Here is a 15,943-nt window from a genome sequence, read left to right on the forward strand (position 1 = left end):
ACGGCGCGCAACAATATCTCATGGACGTGGATCGATGCCGGAGCCGTCCAGATGAGAGGGGAGTGGGAAGGAGTGATCGAGCCAAAGCTCTGCTCAAGCCCATTTGGATATCCCCATGTGCGATCTCACCTCAATCCCGGCCGAGGCCGGCTCCGCTCCCGCGCGCCTGCTCGATTATATTCGCGTCGATGCGCCGCAGCCCGTCGTCCTGGCCTATGGCATCGGTGTCGACAGCACCGCGCTTCTTCTCGAACTTGAAAGCCGGGGCACGCCGCCTGACCTCGTGATCACCGGGGATCCTGGCGTCGAGAAGCCGGAAACTTATGCCTATCAGAAGATGATCGCCGCCTGGATGGCGGCGCGAGGAATTCCCTATGTGACGGTGCGCTACACACCGCGCCGTTTCAAGCATTGGCCGCCCTATTTCGATCTGCTGTCCAACGTTCTGACGAACGCCACCTTGCCGAGCATTTCGCTGGGGCGCCATTCGTGCTCGCTCAAATGGAAGGTCGCCCCGCAGGACGCCTTTCTCAAGCAGTGGGAACCGGCCAAGGACGCCTGGGCGCGCGGCCAGAAGGTCGTTCGCCTTATCGGCTACGACGCATCGCCGGCTGACACGCGGCGCTATACCCATGCCTCGACCATCACGAGCGATCTTTTCGAATGCCGCTACCCACTGCGCGAATGGGGCTGGGATCGCGCGGCCTGCATCGCCCGGATCGAAGCCGCTCAGCTTCCCGTCCCGCCAAAATCGAGCTGCTTCATCTGCGGGGCGATGAAGCCGGACGAAGTTCGCGCCCTTCCGTCCTGGTGTCTGCGCCTCATCGTGCTGGTCGAGGCGAGAGCGGCCCCGCGTCTCAGGACCGTCGAAGGCCTGTGGCGCCGCTCGACGCGCACGCGGCCCGGGCGCATGACCGATTTCATCCGCGCCGAAGAGTTGCTGCCGGCCGCCGACATCGACGCGATCATCCACGACGCGCCTGCCGACCTCATCCGGTTCCAGGATGTGGCGGCCCATGTCCCGCTCCCCGACCGTCCGGCCATGGCGGAGTGGCTCGAGCAGTTCAACGCCGGCCTGAAGGAGGCAGCATGACCATCTCCGTTACAGAACAGATCGCCCGTTTGAACGACCGTTGCCGCCAGGGTTTCGATCCGACCGCTCGCCTTGTCGTGACCCGCGCCTGCCTCGCTCGTCTCGCAGGCGAAGAAGACGCGGTTCGTGAAATCATTGCCCAGGCTGAACTCCTCGCCGCCGTCCGCCGGTATGACTTTGGCCCCGGCGACGGCCCGGAACGAGACTTCGGCGCCTTCGATCTTCGGGGCGAACGCATCTTCTTCAAGATCGACTATTATGATCCCGCCCTCGAATTCGGATCGGAAGATCCAGCGGACGCATCGCTCACGCGGCGCGTGCTCACGATCATGCTCGCCGAGGATTATTGAGGGCTTCGATCGCGCCCTTCGGCGGTCCGGGAAAAGGGGAGGGGGACTGCAGGCGGAGAATTTCCACTTGTCGAGGAGCCCCAGATGTCCCTTCCCGCCACGATCAACAGCCAGGTCGATCCTGCCGCCGTCACCAGAGTCACCCGCCTCTTCAATAACACGCTCGGCGATATTCTCTCCGAGCTTATCCAGAACGCACGCCGGGCGGGTGCGAGCGCGGTCGACCTCAAGGTCATCGACGCCGATGGGACTGCGTTTCTCGCCATTGCCGACGATGGCGCCGGGATCGAGGATCCATCGGTCATTCTCGCCCTCGGTCGGTCGGGTTGGGGTGACGAGATCGCGCGGCGGGAGGATCCTGCCGGCATGGGCGTGTTCAGCCTTGCCGGTCGCGATGTCGAGATTCGCTCCTGCCCGCGCTCGACTGGCGAGGGCTGGTCGATCCGCATCGCTTCAGGCGATTGGGAGTCCGGCGCGCCCATCGCCGTTGCGCCCTGCACCCACCCGTTCGGAACCGAGATCCGGGTGCCGATTGACGCGCAATGGCTCAAGTCACTCGAGACTATTGCACAAAGCGCCGCGCGTTATTGCCCGCTTCCGGTTCGGCTCGACGGCCAGGATCTACTCCGCGAGGACTGGCTGAAGGGCGCAGAGACGATCATCGAGCAGGACGGCGTCCGCATCGGCATCTATCGCAACTATCTTCACCGGCATTTCAGCCCGAGCATCAACTTCCATGGCGTGACTGTCGCGTCGCTCCTTCCAACGGTCGCGGAAAAGGATCGCCACTGGGCGGCCAAGATCGACATCGTCGATGCTCCGGAATTGCAGCTCGTACTCCCGGCCCGCAAGGAGATGGTCGAGAATGGCGCGCTGCAGAGCCTGCGCGCGGCGATCCGCCTCGCCATCTACCGGCATATCCAGGCGCTCGGCAGTCATCGTCTGGCCTTCGCGGACTGGTGAGAGGCGGCCGATCTCGATGTTCAGCTTCCCGAGGCACGGGGTGAGCTATTCTCATGGACGCCGGCGGTCGCCGACTACAATAGCGGGTCCGGTCGCCAGCACCTGACCTCGACGGACGATCTCGTCCTGATCGATGATTTTGGGCCACCGCTCGAGCAGTGCGCTGCTTTCGCGCTCTCGAAGGACGGCCGCTATGAGGGACGGCTCGCCGAATCCGACGAGGCGATGGTGGGCTATGGCTGGTATGACCGGCTTCCCCGGATCACTGATCTCCGCTTCGAGATCGACAAGGGGGGCGAGACGCTTGTGCTCGGTGGGTCGGACCTTCCCGGTATCGACAGCGGCACGGTCGAGCGACTGGATCTCGTGCTGACGATTTCTGGCCCCGCCCCTGAAACGCTTCATATACCGGCGCCTGTCGCCATCGAATATGACGATGGCCTCTTCTGGAGCTTTGAGGAGGCTAATATTCTCCTGGCGGCACCCACGGCCGTCACGCCTGCCGAACTGGTCGATCTGCTCGACGGCGCCTGCTTTTGCGCCAGCGACGATCGCGAGGCTGATAGCTGGGATACGCAGCACGATCGTTTCCTGCTCGATGCGCAGGAAATGGCGACCCGTCTCCTTCTGGGCGATGAAGCGGCCCTGCTCGAGCGCCTGCGCGCCGTCCTCGCCTACCGGACCCAATGGTTCGTTCCGGAAGGCTCCCGGTTCGTCGCCGTTATCGGACGCGAGGCCATGGATCTACGGATTGAGCGGGTTTCGGCGAGCAGCTGATCTGCTGCCCGACGATTGGCGTCGGGGGTGGGGTTGATCAGGCCGGGACCAGGCGGGGGCTGTTCGGATCGATCCATGGATCGACCGGATCGTCCCGAGGCCGCGGACGCGGGCCTCGGCTATGGCGCTTGCGCGCTGGCTCGGCCGAACGGCCGAGGATGTAAATAGGCGTCGAACCGGGACCCCATATCGGCGTCGAAGAGGGACCCCCTTTGGTGATGTCGGGCGGTTGTCCCGGTAGTCCATAGGAGGGACCCACGGCCGACGCCGCGCGCCTCCCCAAGCGCTGGCGGTGGCGGCCGTGGGAGGTTCCTGTGGACCCACCGGGTCAACCGCCGGGTGGGGGGTCCGGGGGGAGGGTTTTAGCTGCGGTTCCTGAGCCGCCAGCTATCGTTGCCGGTCTCGACGATGTCGCAGTGATGGGTGATGCGGTCGAGCAGCGCGGCCGTCATCTTCGGGTCGCCGAACACGGTTGGCCATTCGCCGAACGCCAGGTTGGTGGTGATGATCACCGAGGTGCGCTCGTAGAGCTTGCTAACAAGGTGGAACAGCAGTTGGCCGCCGGAGCGTGCGAACGGCAGATAGCCGAGCTCATCGAGCACGACGAGGTCGAGACGCGAGAGCTGGGCCGCGAGTGCGCCGGCCTTGCCGAGACGGCTCTCCTCCTCGAGCCGGTTCACCAGATCGACGGTGTTGAAGTAGCGGCCGCGGGCACCGGCACGCACCACGCTGGCGGTGATGGCAACCGCAAGATGGGTCTTGCCGGTCCCGGTGCCGCCGACCAGGACGATGTTGCGCTGGCCGGGCAGGAACGCGCCAGCATGGAGCGAGCGCACCAGCTCCTCGTTGATGGGCGTGCCTTCGAACACGAACGCGTCGAGGTCCTTCACCACCGGCAGCTTGGCCGCACTCATGCGATAGCGGATCGATGCCGCGTGGCGGTGAGCTGCCTCGGCACGCAGCAGATCGGTCAGGATCTCCATGGCGGTGCGCTTGCGCTGCACGCCGGTGGTGACCGCCTCATCGAACGCGCTGGCCATGCCCTTAAGACCGAGGCCGCTCATCGCGGCGATCATCTCATGCCGCTGCACGGGCGCCTCGCAGCAGGTCGTAGCGGGCGCAGTCGGCGGTCGGTGGGTGGCTGAGCGCGAGTGCGTCGGACGTGGTGATCGTCCTCGGCCGGGGCGGCTCACGCCGCCGCGCCAGGATGTTGAGGATCACATCGTCGCTGGCAGCGCCGGCAGCAAGCGCTTCGCGGATCGCAGCCTCGACCGCCTCAAGGCCGTCGGTGAGCACGGCGGACAACACGCGCACGAAGCGCCGGTCGGCTTCATCGCCAGTCCCGAGCTTGCGCCTGAGCCGTGCAAGCGCTGGCGGCAACTCCCAGCCCTGGAACGGTGCCCCGTTCCTGAGTGCGCCCGGCTTCTTGGCCAGCACTGGCAGGTAGTGCCAAGGATCGAGGATCATCCGATCCCGGCCGAAGAAGCGGGGATGCTCGGCCACGACCTCGTCGTCCAGGCGGACCACGATCCGGTCGGCGTAAGCGCGCACCTGCACCGCCCGCCGTGCCGCCTTGGCCATGACCGAGTAGCGGTTGCGGTCGAAGTTTATGAGGCAGGTGCCGGTCACCGCGTGCGGCGTCTCGTGGAAGCCGTCGAACGGCGCCAACATCGCCTGGAGCGCCGGACGTTCGGCGTCCCATGCCTGGGCGATGGTCAGCTCCTTCTGATCGGGGTGCTGGTGCAGCGCCGCCCACCGGCGGCACTCCGCCTCCAGCCACCCGTTCAGCTCCTCCAAGCTGGCGAAGCGTAGCCGGGGCTGGAAGAACCGCCCGCGCATCGTCTGCACCTGATGCTCAACCTGGCCCTTCTCCCAACCTGCTGCCGGCGAGCAGGCGGTGGGCTCGACCATGTAGTGGTCGGCCATGATCAGGAAGCGCCGGTTGAAGACCCGCTCCTTGCCAGTGAACACGGTCGTCACCGCGGTCTTCATGTTGTCGTAGATCCCGCGCGTCGGCACGCCGCCGAAGAACGCGAACGCCCGCGCATGGGCATCGAACACCATCTCCTGCGTCTCACGGGGATAGGCTCTCACGTACACAGCCCGCGACGCGCACAGCCGCATATGTGCGACCTTCACGCGCATCGGCTTGCCGGCGATCTCCACATCCTCGTGGCTCCAGTCGAACTGGTATGCCTCGCCGGGCCGGAACATCAGCGGGATGAACGCCGCAGCGCCGTCACCTGCATCCTTGCGCCGCTCGTCCAGCCAGCGCTTCGCATAACGCCGGACAGCATCGTAGGAGACCGTCAAACGCTCTCCTGAGCTTGTCGGTAGGCCCTCGCGCACCAGCAGATCGTGGATCCGCGTCATCCGCAGCCGTTCGCGCCGGGGCCGCACCTCGTTCTCGGCCAGCAGAGCGTCCAAGCGCTCCTGGAAAGGGCCGATCCGGGGAAGTGGCTGCACCGAGCGCCGATACGCGAAGCCCGCCTCAGGAGCGCGGATCGCCTTCCTCACCACTTTGCGCGACAACCGCAGATCCCGCGCGATCGCCTTGATCGACTTGCCATCGGCGTGCTCGCGCCGGATCCTTACTACCGTCTCCAAAATCAACATCCCGATCCCGCCGTCTGGTCATCACCAAACGGACGCACCTAAACCATCGAGATGGGGGTCCCTTTTAGACGCCGATCACCCCCATAACGGGGTCCTTCTTGCACGCCGATCCACAGGCCGAGGAGAGGAGGGGGAGGAAGGACGGTGTCCCGGACACAGTGTTCGAGACCATCATCCAGGAGACTTTCCATGAACATTGGTTCGATCAAGCAGAATGAAGGCGGTATTTTCGTCGGCAAGATCGAGACGCTGACGATTGCGATGACGATTGCGCTGCGCGAGGTGCACTCGGCCAATCCGAAGGCGCCGAAGTTCGAGGTGCTGGCGCTGTCGGCATCGCGGGCGTGGGTGCAGGTTGGGGCGCTGTTCGAGCTGTTCTCGAACGGCACGGGCGAGGCGTTCCTCAACGGGAAGATCGAGGATCCGAGCCTGGCGGCGCCGCTTTACATTTCCGCGTTCCGCCAGGAGGACGGCAGCTACAACGTGGTCTGGTCGCGTCCGACGCGGCGGCGCGACCTCGCCTCGGAGATGGCGCGCAAGGCCGATGACGCGCTGCCGCCGCTGCCCGGCGAAGGCGAAACCGCCGGCGCGCCGGCCCAGGGCGCCGAGGCCGGCCTCGGCCAATCCTCCGCAGAGCACGCCTTTGCAAGCTGAGCACCGTCCAGTCGTTGCTTCAAGAGGCCCTCGCTTCCATCGCGGAGCGGGGGCCTTTTGTATTTCTCCATGACAGAGGGCCGCATCACGCTCGGCTCCGGTGACTGGTACGGCAACACCCGGCATGGGCTACAATCTTGACATTTCCCCAGTACAATGCATATGTTCATGCATATGCAAAGGAGGTCGATATGGCCCGGAAAAAAGCAGTTTCCGTCCCTCCACGAGAAGCCAAACTGTTCCGGAACAACAAGAGTCAGGCTCTGCGCATCCCTGCCGATTTCGAACTTCCGGGTGACCGCGTGATGATCCATCGCGATGGCGACCGCCTCATTATCGAACCGGTACGCCGCAAGAATCTTCTGGAAGTCCTCGCATCCCTGCAGCCGCTCGGGCCCGATGATCAGTTTCCCGATGTCGAGGACACATTGCTCCCGATAAAGGCCATCGACCTGTGAGCGGGCTCTATATGCTCGACACCAATACCGTCTCCGAGCTTGCCCGCAATCCGCAAGGATCGGTTGCCGCACGCATCGCCGAAGTGGGCCCGGATGCGATCTGTGTCAGCATCATCACCGCGGCGGAACTCCGCTACGGCTGCGCCAGAGCGGGTTCGCCGCGGCTGCTGGCGCAGATCGAGGCCATTCTGGACAGCCTCCAGATCCTTGCCCTCGATGTCCCCGCCGACACTGAATATGCCGGTATTCGCGCAGAGCTGGAAGCAGCCGGCAAGCCTATCGGGCCAAATGACTGGTTCATCGCTGCCCATGCCTATGCCCTGGAAGCGGTGCTGGTGACCGCGAATATCACAGACTTCTCGCGGATACGCGCACTCAAAGTCGAGAACTGGATCGCCGACCTTCATTGACCGGATGCCGGGCAATCACCGCATGGCTTTCGTCTAGCGCATCGGCTCGCTCCAGCGGCGGGCCGCCGCCACACGCTTCGCGATCGACCCTAACCCTTGAGATGACCTTCAGCTCCATAGCGGATCGGGGGGCCTTTGCCGTCCATTGACCTCATGGCCGGAGAGAGGAGGGGGGTGTGCCTTTGTGTTCACGCAACAGGAGAAGGCCATGTCCGACATCATCGACCTCGGCGGCGCGCCCGGACACGAGGATTGCGCGCAGCTCGGCCACACCCCCGACTTCGAGCGCCTCAACCGGCTTGAGGTCGCCGCCTATCGGGCCGCCGTCATCGCCCGCTTCGGCCCGCCCCCGGACGGGTGTGCCCTCGTCTTTATCACCAACCGGCACGACTTCGGCATCTATCGCACGCTCGGTCTCAAGGTCGATGCGGGCGCTTATCGTCGCGATCCCTCGGTCGCGGCCTATGTCGAGGCCGCCCAGGACGGTCTCGCCAGCTGGGTCGAAGCCGGTTTCGCGCCGCCGGTCCGCTACGACGACGGCCGTGCCCCCGCGGTCGACCGGGACCGTATCGACGACATCGTCATGGGTGCGTTGCTCGCGACGCGGCCCGACCCGTTGGGACGGTTCCCCATTCCCGACTTCGAGATCCTTCATCGCAATCTCGCCGCCGCCTACCCTCGCTGCGCCGAGGCCGCGAACCGCTCGCTTGAGGAGACACCAGTATGATACCGACGCAACTTACCTCCGACCAGGCCGCCATTCAGGCTCGTATCGAGGCCGAGATCGCAGAGCATGCCGCCGCCGTCCGGCGTGTCGAAGCGCGCTGCAAGAGCGCGTTCCTGCCTATCCTGCGGGAGCATGGTATCACACGCGTCGACATCAGCTATGATGGTGGCGGTGATGAAGGCATGATGGGCGATGTCACCGCCTATGGCGGCCAGTCTGTCCGGGAATTGCCTTCGGTGCTGTGCGACCATTACGCCGTCGACTATGGTGGAAACGTTCGCAGTTCCGCATTGCAACTGGAGGACGCCCTGTCGTCTTTTGCTGAAAATGCCGTCTGCGACCATCATGGTGGCTGGGAAAATGGCGAGGGCGCCTACGGAGAGATCGTCATCGATGTCGCCTCGGGAGGCGTGACCATCACGCATAATGCCCGGTTCATCGACTACGACACCACCGAGACGGAGCTGTGATCCATGTCTCACTGCTATTTTCATGCGCTCAGCTCGGCGCGCCGCTGGGGCGGCGTGCCGGGCGACTATATCGCCCTTCATCAATGGTTCGATGAATCCAAGAAGATCATCGCTGATCCGCGCCACCGGGCGCTCAGGCACCATGCCGAGGGGATTTTCCTGCTCGAGACGATTTTTGGCGTGACCGTTCGCAACAGCGACGGACGTCAGGTGCCGGTGCGTCTGATCGGGGAGGCGCACGTCACCGAAGATCTGGGGCGCATTCCGTCTTTCGCCGACTGGGCACGGCTCATCCAGCCGATGCCCTGGATGTTGCGCGGCAATCCCGCCGGCTCGCCGGGGCTGGATCCTGCTATTTCCGGTTCACCCGCACCCAACGCTGCTGTAGCCTGATCTCATGGATCAGGGACCCTTCAGCAAGGCCGCCGCAGACAACGCCCTCGATCGTCTCATCGCAATTGCCCGATCCGACACCGGCCAATCACGCCGGGTCGCAAACTTCCTTCTGGCCTGGTGGAACGGCGAGGATTGCGGGCACTTTCCTATCGCCGATCTGTTCGGCGTCGACGCGACGATCGCGACCCACATCACGACGATCGTCGGTTTCCTCGGTCAACATGAAGGCGCGATCTATCCGGATGCCTTCGGCTGCAAGGCCGAGATGATCGAACTGGTCGGCCGCTGGCGGGATTTCGGCGACTAGAAGTTTTCCAACGTGCAGAGCAACCCGCTCGTTATCGATCTCCTACTGTTGCTCGGGCAGGAGATGACCCGAGTTGCCATCGCGCACGGTTCCATAGGTCTTGAGTCAGGCGTCGAGCGCTTGCCCTGGCGACGGGCAATCATGCATTCGCATTCTGTCCGGGGGGCGGAACCAGCCGGTCCAGCTTCGCCATGAAGAAGCGCTCGCTCCACAGGTCGATCGATTTGAGTTCAGCCGGACGCAGGAAGCGGCGCACATCTTCGGCCGCCGCTTTCCAGTCGAGACCGGCGATCGTGCTGCCCAGCGCGTCCTTCAGCCAGGGCATATTGACGGCAATGCTCTCGTCACCAGCCCACGGTCCGGCTTGAATCAGCGCCGCGCGCAGGAGCGGCAGATTGGGGGCAGTTCCCTTTGCGACATACCAGGAGAAATCGTACCAGTCCCTACCTTTGAGGAAGCCCCGGCAGAGCAGCGCATGGATCTTGAGCGCGAAGTTGGACGGCAGATCCTGATGTCGCACTTCATAGTCGGCCGGAAAATCGAGATAGGTGGCATCTTCGCCGGAGCCGGCGGGGGGATTGACATCGATTTCCAACTTGATGCGGATCGTCCGGGGCTTGCCTGTCCCGGCAAAGATAAGGTCGAGCTGGCTGGCGATCGAATCATTCTTGAGGAGCGCCTGGCGGATCGCGCTGTCCATTTTCGCCTTGGGCCGCGCGTCGAGCTTCAGGCCGAACTGGCCGAACACGTCGACCAGAACCGTGAGATAAGGCGACCAATCGAAATCCGGATCGGGCGCGCGGAGGAGGAAATCGAGGTCTTCTGAAAAACGCGGCAGGCCATGAAGGATACGCAGCGAGGTGCCTCCCTGAAACAGGGCGACATCGAAGAAATCGCCGCGCCACAGGGCGTAAAGCGCGATCTCCTGGAGGATTTCCTTGACGGCATTTTCCTCTTCGAGGGCGTTGGCCGCATCGTAGCTGCGCAGCTTTTCCTGGATGATGTCAATCATGATTGGAAGCCTTTCGGGCCATGACGGCGTATTCGAGCGCGGCGAGAAAGGCGTTCTCGGCCTTGTGCTTGTAGGTGGATCTGAGCTTGGCGAAATCCTTTCGTCGAAGCGAGACGAGCCTGTCCGGGTCGATCCGCATGCCATGGGTCAGCCATTCGACCCCGCTCCATTGTTCCTTGCGCAGGGCAACCAAGTCCATCAGCGCCCGCAAAGGCTGGGCGACGAAGGCGGTGAGTTTGCCCATCTGGACCCGATCAACGCCGATCAGGAACCGATAATCGGCAATGGCGAGAGGGTGGAAGCTGAACGCCCCGAAGTCCGGCGTGTCGAAGTGCAGCGTTTTGCGTCCCGGTGTCACGCTGGCGGTGGTGAAAACCGCTTCGGGAATCCAGCCATGCCAGGTCAGCGCGCTTTCGAGCGAGATATAGCTGCCTGGTACGAGACTCTGGGCAATGGCGAAGGGATGTACGGTTTGGCTGCGATAGTCTCGCCCCAGAAGATATGTGCCGCGCTTCACCCGAAGCAGGGAGCCATCCTTGAGGGCACGGTTTACGAGGCCGTAGCGCCGCGCATCCCCGCCGCCCAGCAACCGCCCAAGCTGGCGTTCGCTCAGGATATGGTCGGCCAGCCCTGCTGCCGTGATCTGCTGTGCCAAGGATGACATGAATTTCCTCATACTTCCAAATTGTGAAAGTTTCCAGAAATTATCGGATGAGCGGCCAGAATGAGCAAAACCTTCCCCGGCGCGCCGCAGGCCTTGTCTCCCGACGTGCTGGTGTCGGCGATACGCTTGGACTCGCTGACGGTGCCCACGCCTTCTGTAAGCCACTGACCGAGACCGAGGCTCTCCTCCGCGCGCCTCGCCGCATCTGCGCTTCGCGCACGCAAAGAGGAGCAGGGAAGGGGGAAGGGGCAGGACATGTCTCCGAGGCCGGAGACCTGACTGTCCCGAACCTATTTTTCGCGAGGAGCGAACATGGCCAACCATTTCGTCAAAGCGAGCTTTGTGCTCACCGTTACCGAGGCCGAGGCCGAAGTCCTGCGCCAGATCGAAGATGCTACAGGAATTCTCGATGATTCTGGTTTCGAGCAGGATGAACTTGCCGCAGCTTATGCCGCGCTCGGCGAATCCTTCACGTCGTGCTTCCCGTCGATCGAGGCCGATCCCTTCGGTGGATTTCGCGCGATCTTCAGCGATCTCGATTATCCACGCCTCAGCTTCTCGCTGCAGGTCGATCCGTCCGATGGGTCAGGCCGTTGCAAGGTCTGGTTCTACGGCGACCAGGTCGATGTCGAAACCGCCGCGCTGCTGATCCAGGCGACCGCGAAATCGGCTCTGCCGTTTGGCTTCGAATATGCGCTCGATTGCGATCGCCTGCGCCCCGGTGAGTTCGGCGGCGGCTATGTCGTCATCCGCGAAGACGGGCTCGAGTTCGCAGGTTCGTCCCGGCTCCTCGATCGCGCTATCGCGCGCGGTCACCACGAAGGTGTCGACGGATACGTCCTTGTCACGCGCGACGCAGAGGCCGGCCTGCTCTTCTGGAACAGCCATTCGGGCTTCGGCTCGCTTGCTGGCGCCACGGTGTTTTCCGAGGCCGAGGCCGCGAACTTCGATCCGCCCATTGCCGACGACCAGCCCGAATGGCTGGCGCTCCCGGCCCCACTCAACTGAAGGAGCCGCACATGCGCTACATCATCGCCCTTTATGAGATTGACCGCGCCTATGGTGGAGCAGAAGAGGGTGGCTGGTGGTACGACACCGGCGAGTTGGCCCGCCTTCTCGCGCTGGCGCCGACCGAAGCGCGGGCCATCCAGTTGGCTGACCGCGCCAACCGCCTGCTCGAACGGCTACAGCGTCATCGTCGCCGCGTCGATTCCGTCCTTTATGATGGCGGCCGTTATACTGCCATCGTCTTCGAATGGACGGCGCCCCCGGCCTTTCCCGAGGTCCGGCCGCACTACGCCTGAACGCGACTGTCCGCCGTTGACGGGCCACCATCCCAGATTGCGGTCCTGCGGAATAGCTGCGCACGGAAGAAGCCCAGTCGAATTCCGGCATCCTGGAGCCAACTCGCCAAAGCCAGCGGCCTGACGCGCGAGCGTTTCGCGATGGCCGATCATCTCCTGCGTCTGATCTGCTGCCCGACGATTGGCGTCGGGGGTGGGGTTGATCAGGCCGGGACCAGGCGGGGGCTGTTCGGATCGATCCATGGATCGACCGGATCGTCCCGAGGCCGCGGACGCGGGCCTCGGCTATGGCGCTTGCGCGCTGGCTCGGCCGAACGGCCGAGGAGAGGAGGGGGAGGAAGGACGGTGTCCCGGACACAGTGTTCGAGACCATCATCCAGGAGACTTTCCATGAACATTGGTTCGATCAAGCAGAATGAAGGCGGTATTTTCGTCGGCAAGATCGAGACGCTGACGATTGCGATGACGATTGCGCTGCGCGAGGTGCACTCGGCCAATCCGAAGGCGCCGAAGTTCGAGGTGCTGGCGCTGTCGGCATCGCGGGCGTGGGTGCAGGTTGGGGCGCTGTTCGAGCTGTTCTCGAACGGCACGGGCGAGGCGTTCCTCAACGGGAAGATCGAGGATCCGAGCCTGGCGGCGCCGCTTTACATTTCCGCGTTCCGCCAGGAGGACGGCAGCTACAACGTGGTCTGGTCGCGTCCGACGCGGCGGCGCGACCTCGCCTCGGAGATGGCGCGCAAGGCCGATGACGCGCTGCCGCCGCTGCCCGGCGAAGGCGAAACCGCCGGCGCGCCGGCCCAGGGCGCCGAGGCCGGCCTCGGCCAGTCGTCGGCAGAGCACGCCTTTGGTGGCGAACAGCCCGAAGGCGGCCGGCGTCAGCGTCGTCAGCGTACGGCCGAACAGGTGGAGGAACCCGAAACCGTCAGCTGAAATCCCCCCGTCGTGCCCGGTCCCGCGCCTCCAGGCCGGGCACGATTCCCGCAGGGTCCGCTTCGTTTCACGCGAAGCGGACCCTGTTCTTGTTTGGCGGCGGTATTTCTCGAACTTACTAAAATTGCCATATTTGGTATATGCCGATTATTCCGCCTGGACCGTGCCATGAATGCGGAAACCTTGCGGTCGACAACGAAGAAGAAAGTTCCGCGGACGGCCTTCCACAATCATACCGGTCAATATCCGGATATCAGCCAGCGAGAACCAATCACCGTCACAAAACATGGGCGTCCAGACATCACTATTGTCGAGGCCGCCTATTTCGAACGGCTCGCCGCTGGACAGATTCTTGCGGTGTTCGATCTTAACGCCGCCGATGCCGATCAAATGCCCGACGCGCATCGGGATCTTTTCGAGGCCGCGAAGCCCTCCGCCGAAGAAATAGGACAGGACGTTTGGAACGATGACGCCGCTCCTTAAGGTCGGCGACATCCTCCACTGTGTCTATCTCTTCACCCGTGACCAGTAGGCCGGTCGGGACGAGGGCATCAAGACACGTCCAGTCATTGTGATCGCTGTGCAGAGTCAGCGCGCTTTCACGGCCGCGATCGCCACGAAGAGCGACAAGGCGGGCCAGGAGCTGGCCATTCCCGACGCCGTTGGCGATCCCGCCGGCTCGCGCACGGCACGTCAGTGGTCATCGACCAGTATAATCATTTCACCTGGCTCGGCTTCGATATCCGCCCCGTTACAGCCGAACCTTCCCGGTTCCCATCCGGCGGCCGTGACAGTCCCCACCGCAGCACCGGTGATCACCTGCCGCCGTGACGGCTGCGATCAGCGGCGCCCTTCCTGCCGAAGCGCGGGATCCGGCGCGCTCGCCCGGGACGGACCCGCCGGCCAATCTCATCGTCTCTGGAATGTGGCCCGGCCTCCGGCTGCAGGCGGCCCGCGGGATCATCGAGGCGGTCGGCGCACACCGCGCCCACTGGCGGCCGCCTTGACCGGAGCCCGCGACCGGGCAAAGCAGGAGGCCCATCGCCCGGCCATCGGCCGCGCTGGTTGAGGGCAAGCGGCCGGGATCGAGCCTTCCACAGTCGGTGCGTCCCCGTCTCCTGTCCGCCATCCGGCCACCCGCTTGTCGGGATGAACGCTACGCCCGTGCGGGACCGTCGCAACCCCCGATTTTGCGGCCGTGTTGAGGCCTGGCGGCCTCTGCCCGCACCACCCGAAAAATCGCAGGTTCCCCGTCGCTGGCGCTCCGGTGCGGCGCTCCCTCGTTCACGGGCTTTCGCGACTGTTCATCCCAGCGGGGTCGGCCCGCTGACGGACACGCGAAAGGTACACGACCATGAACAAGGTTTTTCTCTCAGGCCGCATCACCTCTGACATCAGCCGCTTCGGCACCGACAGCAAGGGCGGCGTCAGCTTCAGCCTCGTCACCTCCAAGCCGGTGATCAAGGACGGCCAGGTCCAGAAGGGCGACAACGGCTACACCGAGACCTACGACGAGTTCCACACGGTGAAGGCCTTCAACGGCCTCGGCAAGTCGGTCGCCAACCACAAGAAGAAAGGCGACAAGCTGATGGTCGTCGGCGAGATCCGCTACAGCCGCAACGAGCGCGATGGGCGCACCTACTACAACACCGACATCGTCGCCGAGGAAATCGAGTTCCTCTGATCCCTGACGGGCGGCCGTCAGCGGCCGCCCTCCTCATTTCCACGGAGAGCACAATGTTCCATCTCGCCACCTTCGATGAGATCGCCGGCATTGCCCACGGCATCGAGACCACGAACCCCGCCATGGTCGACCGCATCCGGCGTGCGGCAGACCGCCTCAACCGCTACGAGATCGCCGCACGCCTCGCCCAGGCGATTGCCGAAGCCGCCGACGCGGCCCACGTCCGCGCGTTCGAACAAGCCCAGTTCGGCGAAGCGAGTGCCGATGCGATCGTCGACAGCGAATATTACGACGACCTCGCCGCGGCCTGGTCGCTGGTCGCCGGCGAGCACCAGCTGATCAGCCCCGATGCCATCTTCGCGCATGACGGGTCAGTTCACTGACCCGTCCTTCCGCTCAAGCAAGGATTCCGCTCATGGCCACACAGCCCGCCCCCAGACCCGCCGTACAGCATTGCTACGGCGTCCTTCTCCATCACCGCCTCGCCTGGTGGCTCGTCGAGTTTCCCGAACTCGACGCGGCGCCGGTTCGCGCGCGCAAGCTCTCGGGCCGGCTCACGCCGGCCCTCGCCGACTGGCTTCGCTCGGAGACCGGCGATGCCGGTCTTCCCGCCGAGGTCACGGCCCTGCACCCGGACAGCCGTTGCTGGTCGGGCGAATTCTCCTGTGTGCGCGCCGCCGGGAGCGTCGATCTGTATGACATCGACGCGCATCCCTGGGGCAGCGATGCCGGCGAACTCGAGCTTCGGTTGGCGCGCACGATGATCGATGCGACGATCCGGCCGCTTCCGTCCGGCTTCACCTCGGTCTTCTTCGATCTTCCTTCGGAGAATCAGCCGGTGCTTGCCATTCGCCTCAGCGGCTATAGCTGCGCCACCTTTGAGCTGATGACCGCTCGATACATGCCGACCTATCGGCCGCGCTCGCCGTGGCGCGACATTTCGAACGACGCCGTCTCCGACAGTGGCAGCGACATCCTTGGGTGGCGTGAGGCCGCGGACTGGATCGGCCCCGTCTGATCGCTGCCGACGTCGAATGTCCGGGACGGGTGCCAGCCATGTCCCGGGCGCCGGCGTGACCACCCCTCGCACGGCGGAAGCCGCGATGCCGAAGTTCCTGCCGGCATGAG

General features: G+C 64.3%; 22 protein-coding genes. 18 read left to right on the plus strand and 4 right to left on the minus strand.

Going from position 1 to position 15,943, the window contains the following annotated elements:
• The first annotated feature begins 115 nt into the window (after nt 1-115).
• The 4 genes from CAF53_RS21780 to CAF53_RS28325 all read left to right on the plus strand — a co-directional run bounded on the left by CAF53_RS21780 (nt 116) and on the right by CAF53_RS28325 (nt 3,183).
• A complete protein-coding gene (locus CAF53_RS21780; protein WP_037485697.1) occupies nt 116-1,093 on the plus strand; it encodes a hypothetical protein in 978 nt (325 codons plus the stop codon).
• Nucleotides 1,090-1,443, plus strand: coding sequence for a DUF3768 domain-containing protein (locus CAF53_RS21785; RefSeq protein ID WP_020818778.1), 354 nt, complete (start codon nt 1,090-1,092; stop codon nt 1,441-1,443). Before CAF53_RS21780 ends, CAF53_RS21785 begins: the two co-directional genes overlap by 4 nt.
• An 84-nt stretch (nt 1,444-1,527) precedes the next feature.
• On the plus strand, nt 1,528-2,406 hold the full coding sequence (locus CAF53_RS28320) for an ATP-binding protein (RefSeq protein WP_020818777.1): 879 nt from the start codon (nt 1,528-1,530) through the stop codon (nt 2,404-2,406).
• A 225-nt stretch (nt 2,407-2,631) separates the two neighbouring features.
• A complete protein-coding gene (locus tag CAF53_RS28325; protein WP_020818776.1) occupies nt 2,632-3,183 on the plus strand; it encodes a hypothetical protein in 552 nt (183 codons plus the stop codon).
• A gap of 362 nt (nt 3,184-3,545) precedes the next feature.
• Here the strand turns inward: CAF53_RS28325 and istB are convergent, their stop codons facing one another.
• On the minus strand, nt 3,546-4,274 hold the full coding sequence (istB, locus tag CAF53_RS21795) for an IS21-like element helper ATPase IstB (RefSeq protein WP_066698823.1): 729 nt from the start codon (nt 4,272-4,274) through the stop codon (nt 3,546-3,548).
• A complete protein-coding gene (gene istA, locus CAF53_RS21800; protein ID WP_066698826.1) occupies nt 4,261-5,799 on the minus strand; it encodes an IS21 family transposase in 1,539 nt (512 codons plus the stop codon). The genes istB and istA overlap by 14 nt, the downstream gene beginning before the upstream one ends.
• Nucleotides 5,800-5,988: 189 nt before the next feature.
• Here istA and CAF53_RS21805 point away from each other — a divergent pair, with 189 nt between their 5' ends.
• The 7 genes from CAF53_RS21805 (at nt 5,989) to CAF53_RS21835 (ending at nt 9,221) form a co-directional block, all read left to right on the plus strand.
• Complete coding sequence (locus CAF53_RS21805; RefSeq protein WP_020818775.1) at nt 5,989-6,453, plus strand: DUF736 domain-containing protein; 465 nt, start codon at nt 5,989-5,991, stop codon at nt 6,451-6,453.
• Nucleotides 6,454-6,644: 191 nt separating this feature from the next.
• Complete coding sequence (locus CAF53_RS21810; protein WP_020818770.1) at nt 6,645-6,911, plus strand: AbrB/MazE/SpoVT family DNA-binding domain-containing protein; 267 nt, start codon at nt 6,645-6,647, stop codon at nt 6,909-6,911.
• A gap of 11 nt (nt 6,912-6,922) precedes the next feature.
• Complete coding sequence (locus CAF53_RS21815) at nt 6,923-7,321, plus strand: type II toxin-antitoxin system VapC family toxin (protein WP_197672744.1); 399 nt, start codon at nt 6,923-6,925, stop codon at nt 7,319-7,321.
• A 208-nt stretch (nt 7,322-7,529) separates the two neighbouring features.
• Nucleotides 7,530-8,048, plus strand: coding sequence for a hypothetical protein (locus CAF53_RS21820; RefSeq protein ID WP_020818772.1), 519 nt, complete (start codon nt 7,530-7,532; stop codon nt 8,046-8,048).
• Nucleotides 8,045-8,518 carry a DUF6878 family protein gene (locus CAF53_RS21825; protein ID WP_015460584.1) on the plus strand — a complete coding sequence of 158 codons (474 nt, stop codon included), beginning with the start codon at nt 8,045-8,047 and terminating at the stop codon, nt 8,516-8,518. The genes CAF53_RS21820 and CAF53_RS21825 overlap by 4 nt, the downstream gene beginning before the upstream one ends.
• 3 nt (nt 8,519-8,521) lie before the next feature.
• Entirely contained in the window at nt 8,522-8,911 is a 390-nt protein-coding gene (locus CAF53_RS21830; RefSeq protein ID WP_015460585.1) for a hypothetical protein, read from the plus strand.
• 4 nt (nt 8,912-8,915) lie between these two features.
• Nucleotides 8,916-9,221, plus strand: coding sequence for a hypothetical protein (locus CAF53_RS21835; RefSeq protein ID WP_015460586.1), 306 nt, complete (start codon nt 8,916-8,918; stop codon nt 9,219-9,221).
• Between the two features lie 139 nt (nt 9,222-9,360).
• Here the strand turns inward: CAF53_RS21835 and CAF53_RS21840 are convergent, their stop codons facing one another.
• Nucleotides 9,361-10,233, minus strand: coding sequence for a nucleotidyl transferase AbiEii/AbiGii toxin family protein (locus tag CAF53_RS21840; RefSeq protein ID WP_015460587.1), 873 nt, complete (start codon nt 10,231-10,233; stop codon nt 9,361-9,363).
• The gene (locus tag CAF53_RS21845) at nt 10,226-10,897 is read right to left on the minus strand and encodes a hypothetical protein (RefSeq protein WP_020818773.1); all 672 of its coding nucleotides are present in this window, start codon (nt 10,895-10,897) and stop codon (nt 10,226-10,228) included. Before CAF53_RS21845 ends, CAF53_RS21840 begins: the two co-directional genes overlap by 8 nt.
• 312 nt (nt 10,898-11,209) lie before the next feature.
• Here CAF53_RS21845 and CAF53_RS21850 point away from each other — a divergent pair, with 312 nt between their 5' ends.
• The 7 genes from CAF53_RS21850 (at nt 11,210) to CAF53_RS21885 (ending at nt 15,833) form a co-directional block, all read left to right on the plus strand.
• Complete coding sequence (locus CAF53_RS21850; protein WP_015460589.1) at nt 11,210-11,905, plus strand: hypothetical protein; 696 nt, start codon at nt 11,210-11,212, stop codon at nt 11,903-11,905.
• 11 nt (nt 11,906-11,916) lie between these two features.
• Complete coding sequence (locus CAF53_RS21855; protein WP_015460590.1) at nt 11,917-12,201, plus strand: hypothetical protein; 285 nt, start codon at nt 11,917-11,919, stop codon at nt 12,199-12,201.
• A gap of 390 nt (nt 12,202-12,591) precedes the next feature.
• Entirely contained in the window at nt 12,592-13,131 is a 540-nt protein-coding gene (locus CAF53_RS21860) for a DUF736 domain-containing protein (RefSeq protein WP_015460591.1), read from the plus strand.
• 168 nt (nt 13,132-13,299) lie between these two features.
• Entirely contained in the window at nt 13,300-13,614 is a 315-nt protein-coding gene (locus tag CAF53_RS21865; protein ID WP_031297199.1) for a type II toxin-antitoxin system prevent-host-death family antitoxin, read from the plus strand.
• A gap of 871 nt (nt 13,615-14,485) precedes the next feature.
• Nucleotides 14,486-14,815, plus strand: coding sequence for a single-stranded DNA-binding protein (locus CAF53_RS21875; protein ID WP_100239606.1), 330 nt, complete (start codon nt 14,486-14,488; stop codon nt 14,813-14,815).
• 53 nt (nt 14,816-14,868) lie between these two features.
• The gene (locus tag CAF53_RS21880) at nt 14,869-15,198 is read left to right on the plus strand and encodes a hypothetical protein (protein ID WP_020818465.1); all 330 of its coding nucleotides are present in this window, start codon (nt 14,869-14,871) and stop codon (nt 15,196-15,198) included.
• A 32-nt stretch (nt 15,199-15,230) separates the two neighbouring features.
• Complete coding sequence (locus tag CAF53_RS21885) at nt 15,231-15,833, plus strand: hypothetical protein (RefSeq protein WP_020818466.1); 603 nt, start codon at nt 15,231-15,233, stop codon at nt 15,831-15,833.
• Nucleotides 15,834-15,943: the final 110 nt, after the last annotated feature.

It is taken from the genome of Sphingobium sp. LB126 (assembly GCF_002795205.1).
Taxonomy (GTDB): Bacteria; Pseudomonadota; Alphaproteobacteria; order Sphingomonadales; family Sphingomonadaceae; genus Sphingobium; species Sphingobium chungbukense.

What these genes read in the sequence shown, in the direction of transcription:
- CAF53_RS21865 (WP_031297199.1), top strand. Translation starts at nt 13,300, where the DNA reads ATGAATGCGGAAACCTTGCGGTCGACAACGAAGAAGAAAGTTCCGCGG.
- CAF53_RS21810 (WP_020818770.1), top strand. Translation starts at nt 6,645, where the DNA reads ATGGCCCGGAAAAAAGCAGTTTCCGTCCCTCCACGAGAAGCCAAACTG.
- CAF53_RS21880 (WP_020818465.1), top strand. Translation starts at nt 14,869, where the DNA reads ATGTTCCATCTCGCCACCTTCGATGAGATCGCCGGCATTGCCCACGGC.
- CAF53_RS21805 (WP_020818775.1), top strand. Translation starts at nt 5,989, where the DNA reads ATGAACATTGGTTCGATCAAGCAGAATGAAGGCGGTATTTTCGTCGGC.
- CAF53_RS21885 (WP_020818466.1), top strand. Translation starts at nt 15,231, where the DNA reads ATGGCCACACAGCCCGCCCCCAGACCCGCCGTACAGCATTGCTACGGC.
- CAF53_RS21825 (WP_015460584.1), top strand. Translation starts at nt 8,045, where the DNA reads ATGATACCGACGCAACTTACCTCCGACCAGGCCGCCATTCAGGCTCGT.
- CAF53_RS21780 (WP_037485697.1), top strand. Translation starts at nt 116, where the DNA reads ATGTGCGATCTCACCTCAATCCCGGCCGAGGCCGGCTCCGCTCCCGCG.
- CAF53_RS21875 (WP_100239606.1), top strand. Translation starts at nt 14,486, where the DNA reads ATGAACAAGGTTTTTCTCTCAGGCCGCATCACCTCTGACATCAGCCGC.
- CAF53_RS28325 (WP_020818776.1), top strand. Translation starts at nt 2,632, where the DNA reads ATGGTGGGCTATGGCTGGTATGACCGGCTTCCCCGGATCACTGATCTC.
- CAF53_RS21830 (WP_015460585.1), top strand. Translation starts at nt 8,522, where the DNA reads ATGTCTCACTGCTATTTTCATGCGCTCAGCTCGGCGCGCCGCTGGGGC.
- CAF53_RS21820 (WP_020818772.1), top strand. Translation starts at nt 7,530, where the DNA reads ATGTCCGACATCATCGACCTCGGCGGCGCGCCCGGACACGAGGATTGC.
- CAF53_RS21845 (WP_020818773.1), bottom strand. Translation starts at nt 10,897, where the DNA reads ATGTCATCCTTGGCACAGCAGATCACGGCAGCAGGGCTGGCCGACCAT.
- CAF53_RS21855 (WP_015460590.1), top strand. Translation starts at nt 11,917, where the DNA reads ATGCGCTACATCATCGCCCTTTATGAGATTGACCGCGCCTATGGTGGA.
- CAF53_RS21785 (WP_020818778.1), top strand. Translation starts at nt 1,090, where the DNA reads ATGACCATCTCCGTTACAGAACAGATCGCCCGTTTGAACGACCGTTGC.
- CAF53_RS21835 (WP_015460586.1), top strand. Translation starts at nt 8,916, where the DNA reads ATGGATCAGGGACCCTTCAGCAAGGCCGCCGCAGACAACGCCCTCGAT.
- CAF53_RS21860 (WP_015460591.1), top strand. Translation starts at nt 12,592, where the DNA reads ATGAACATTGGTTCGATCAAGCAGAATGAAGGCGGTATTTTCGTCGGC.
- CAF53_RS21815 (WP_197672744.1), top strand. Translation starts at nt 6,923, where the DNA reads ATGCTCGACACCAATACCGTCTCCGAGCTTGCCCGCAATCCGCAAGGA.
- CAF53_RS21850 (WP_015460589.1), top strand. Translation starts at nt 11,210, where the DNA reads ATGGCCAACCATTTCGTCAAAGCGAGCTTTGTGCTCACCGTTACCGAG.
- istA (WP_066698826.1), bottom strand. Translation starts at nt 5,799, where the DNA reads ATGTTGATTTTGGAGACGGTAGTAAGGATCCGGCGCGAGCACGCCGAT.
- CAF53_RS28320 (WP_020818777.1), top strand. Translation starts at nt 1,528, where the DNA reads ATGTCCCTTCCCGCCACGATCAACAGCCAGGTCGATCCTGCCGCCGTC.
- CAF53_RS21840 (WP_015460587.1), bottom strand. Translation starts at nt 10,233, where the DNA reads ATGATTGACATCATCCAGGAAAAGCTGCGCAGCTACGATGCGGCCAAC.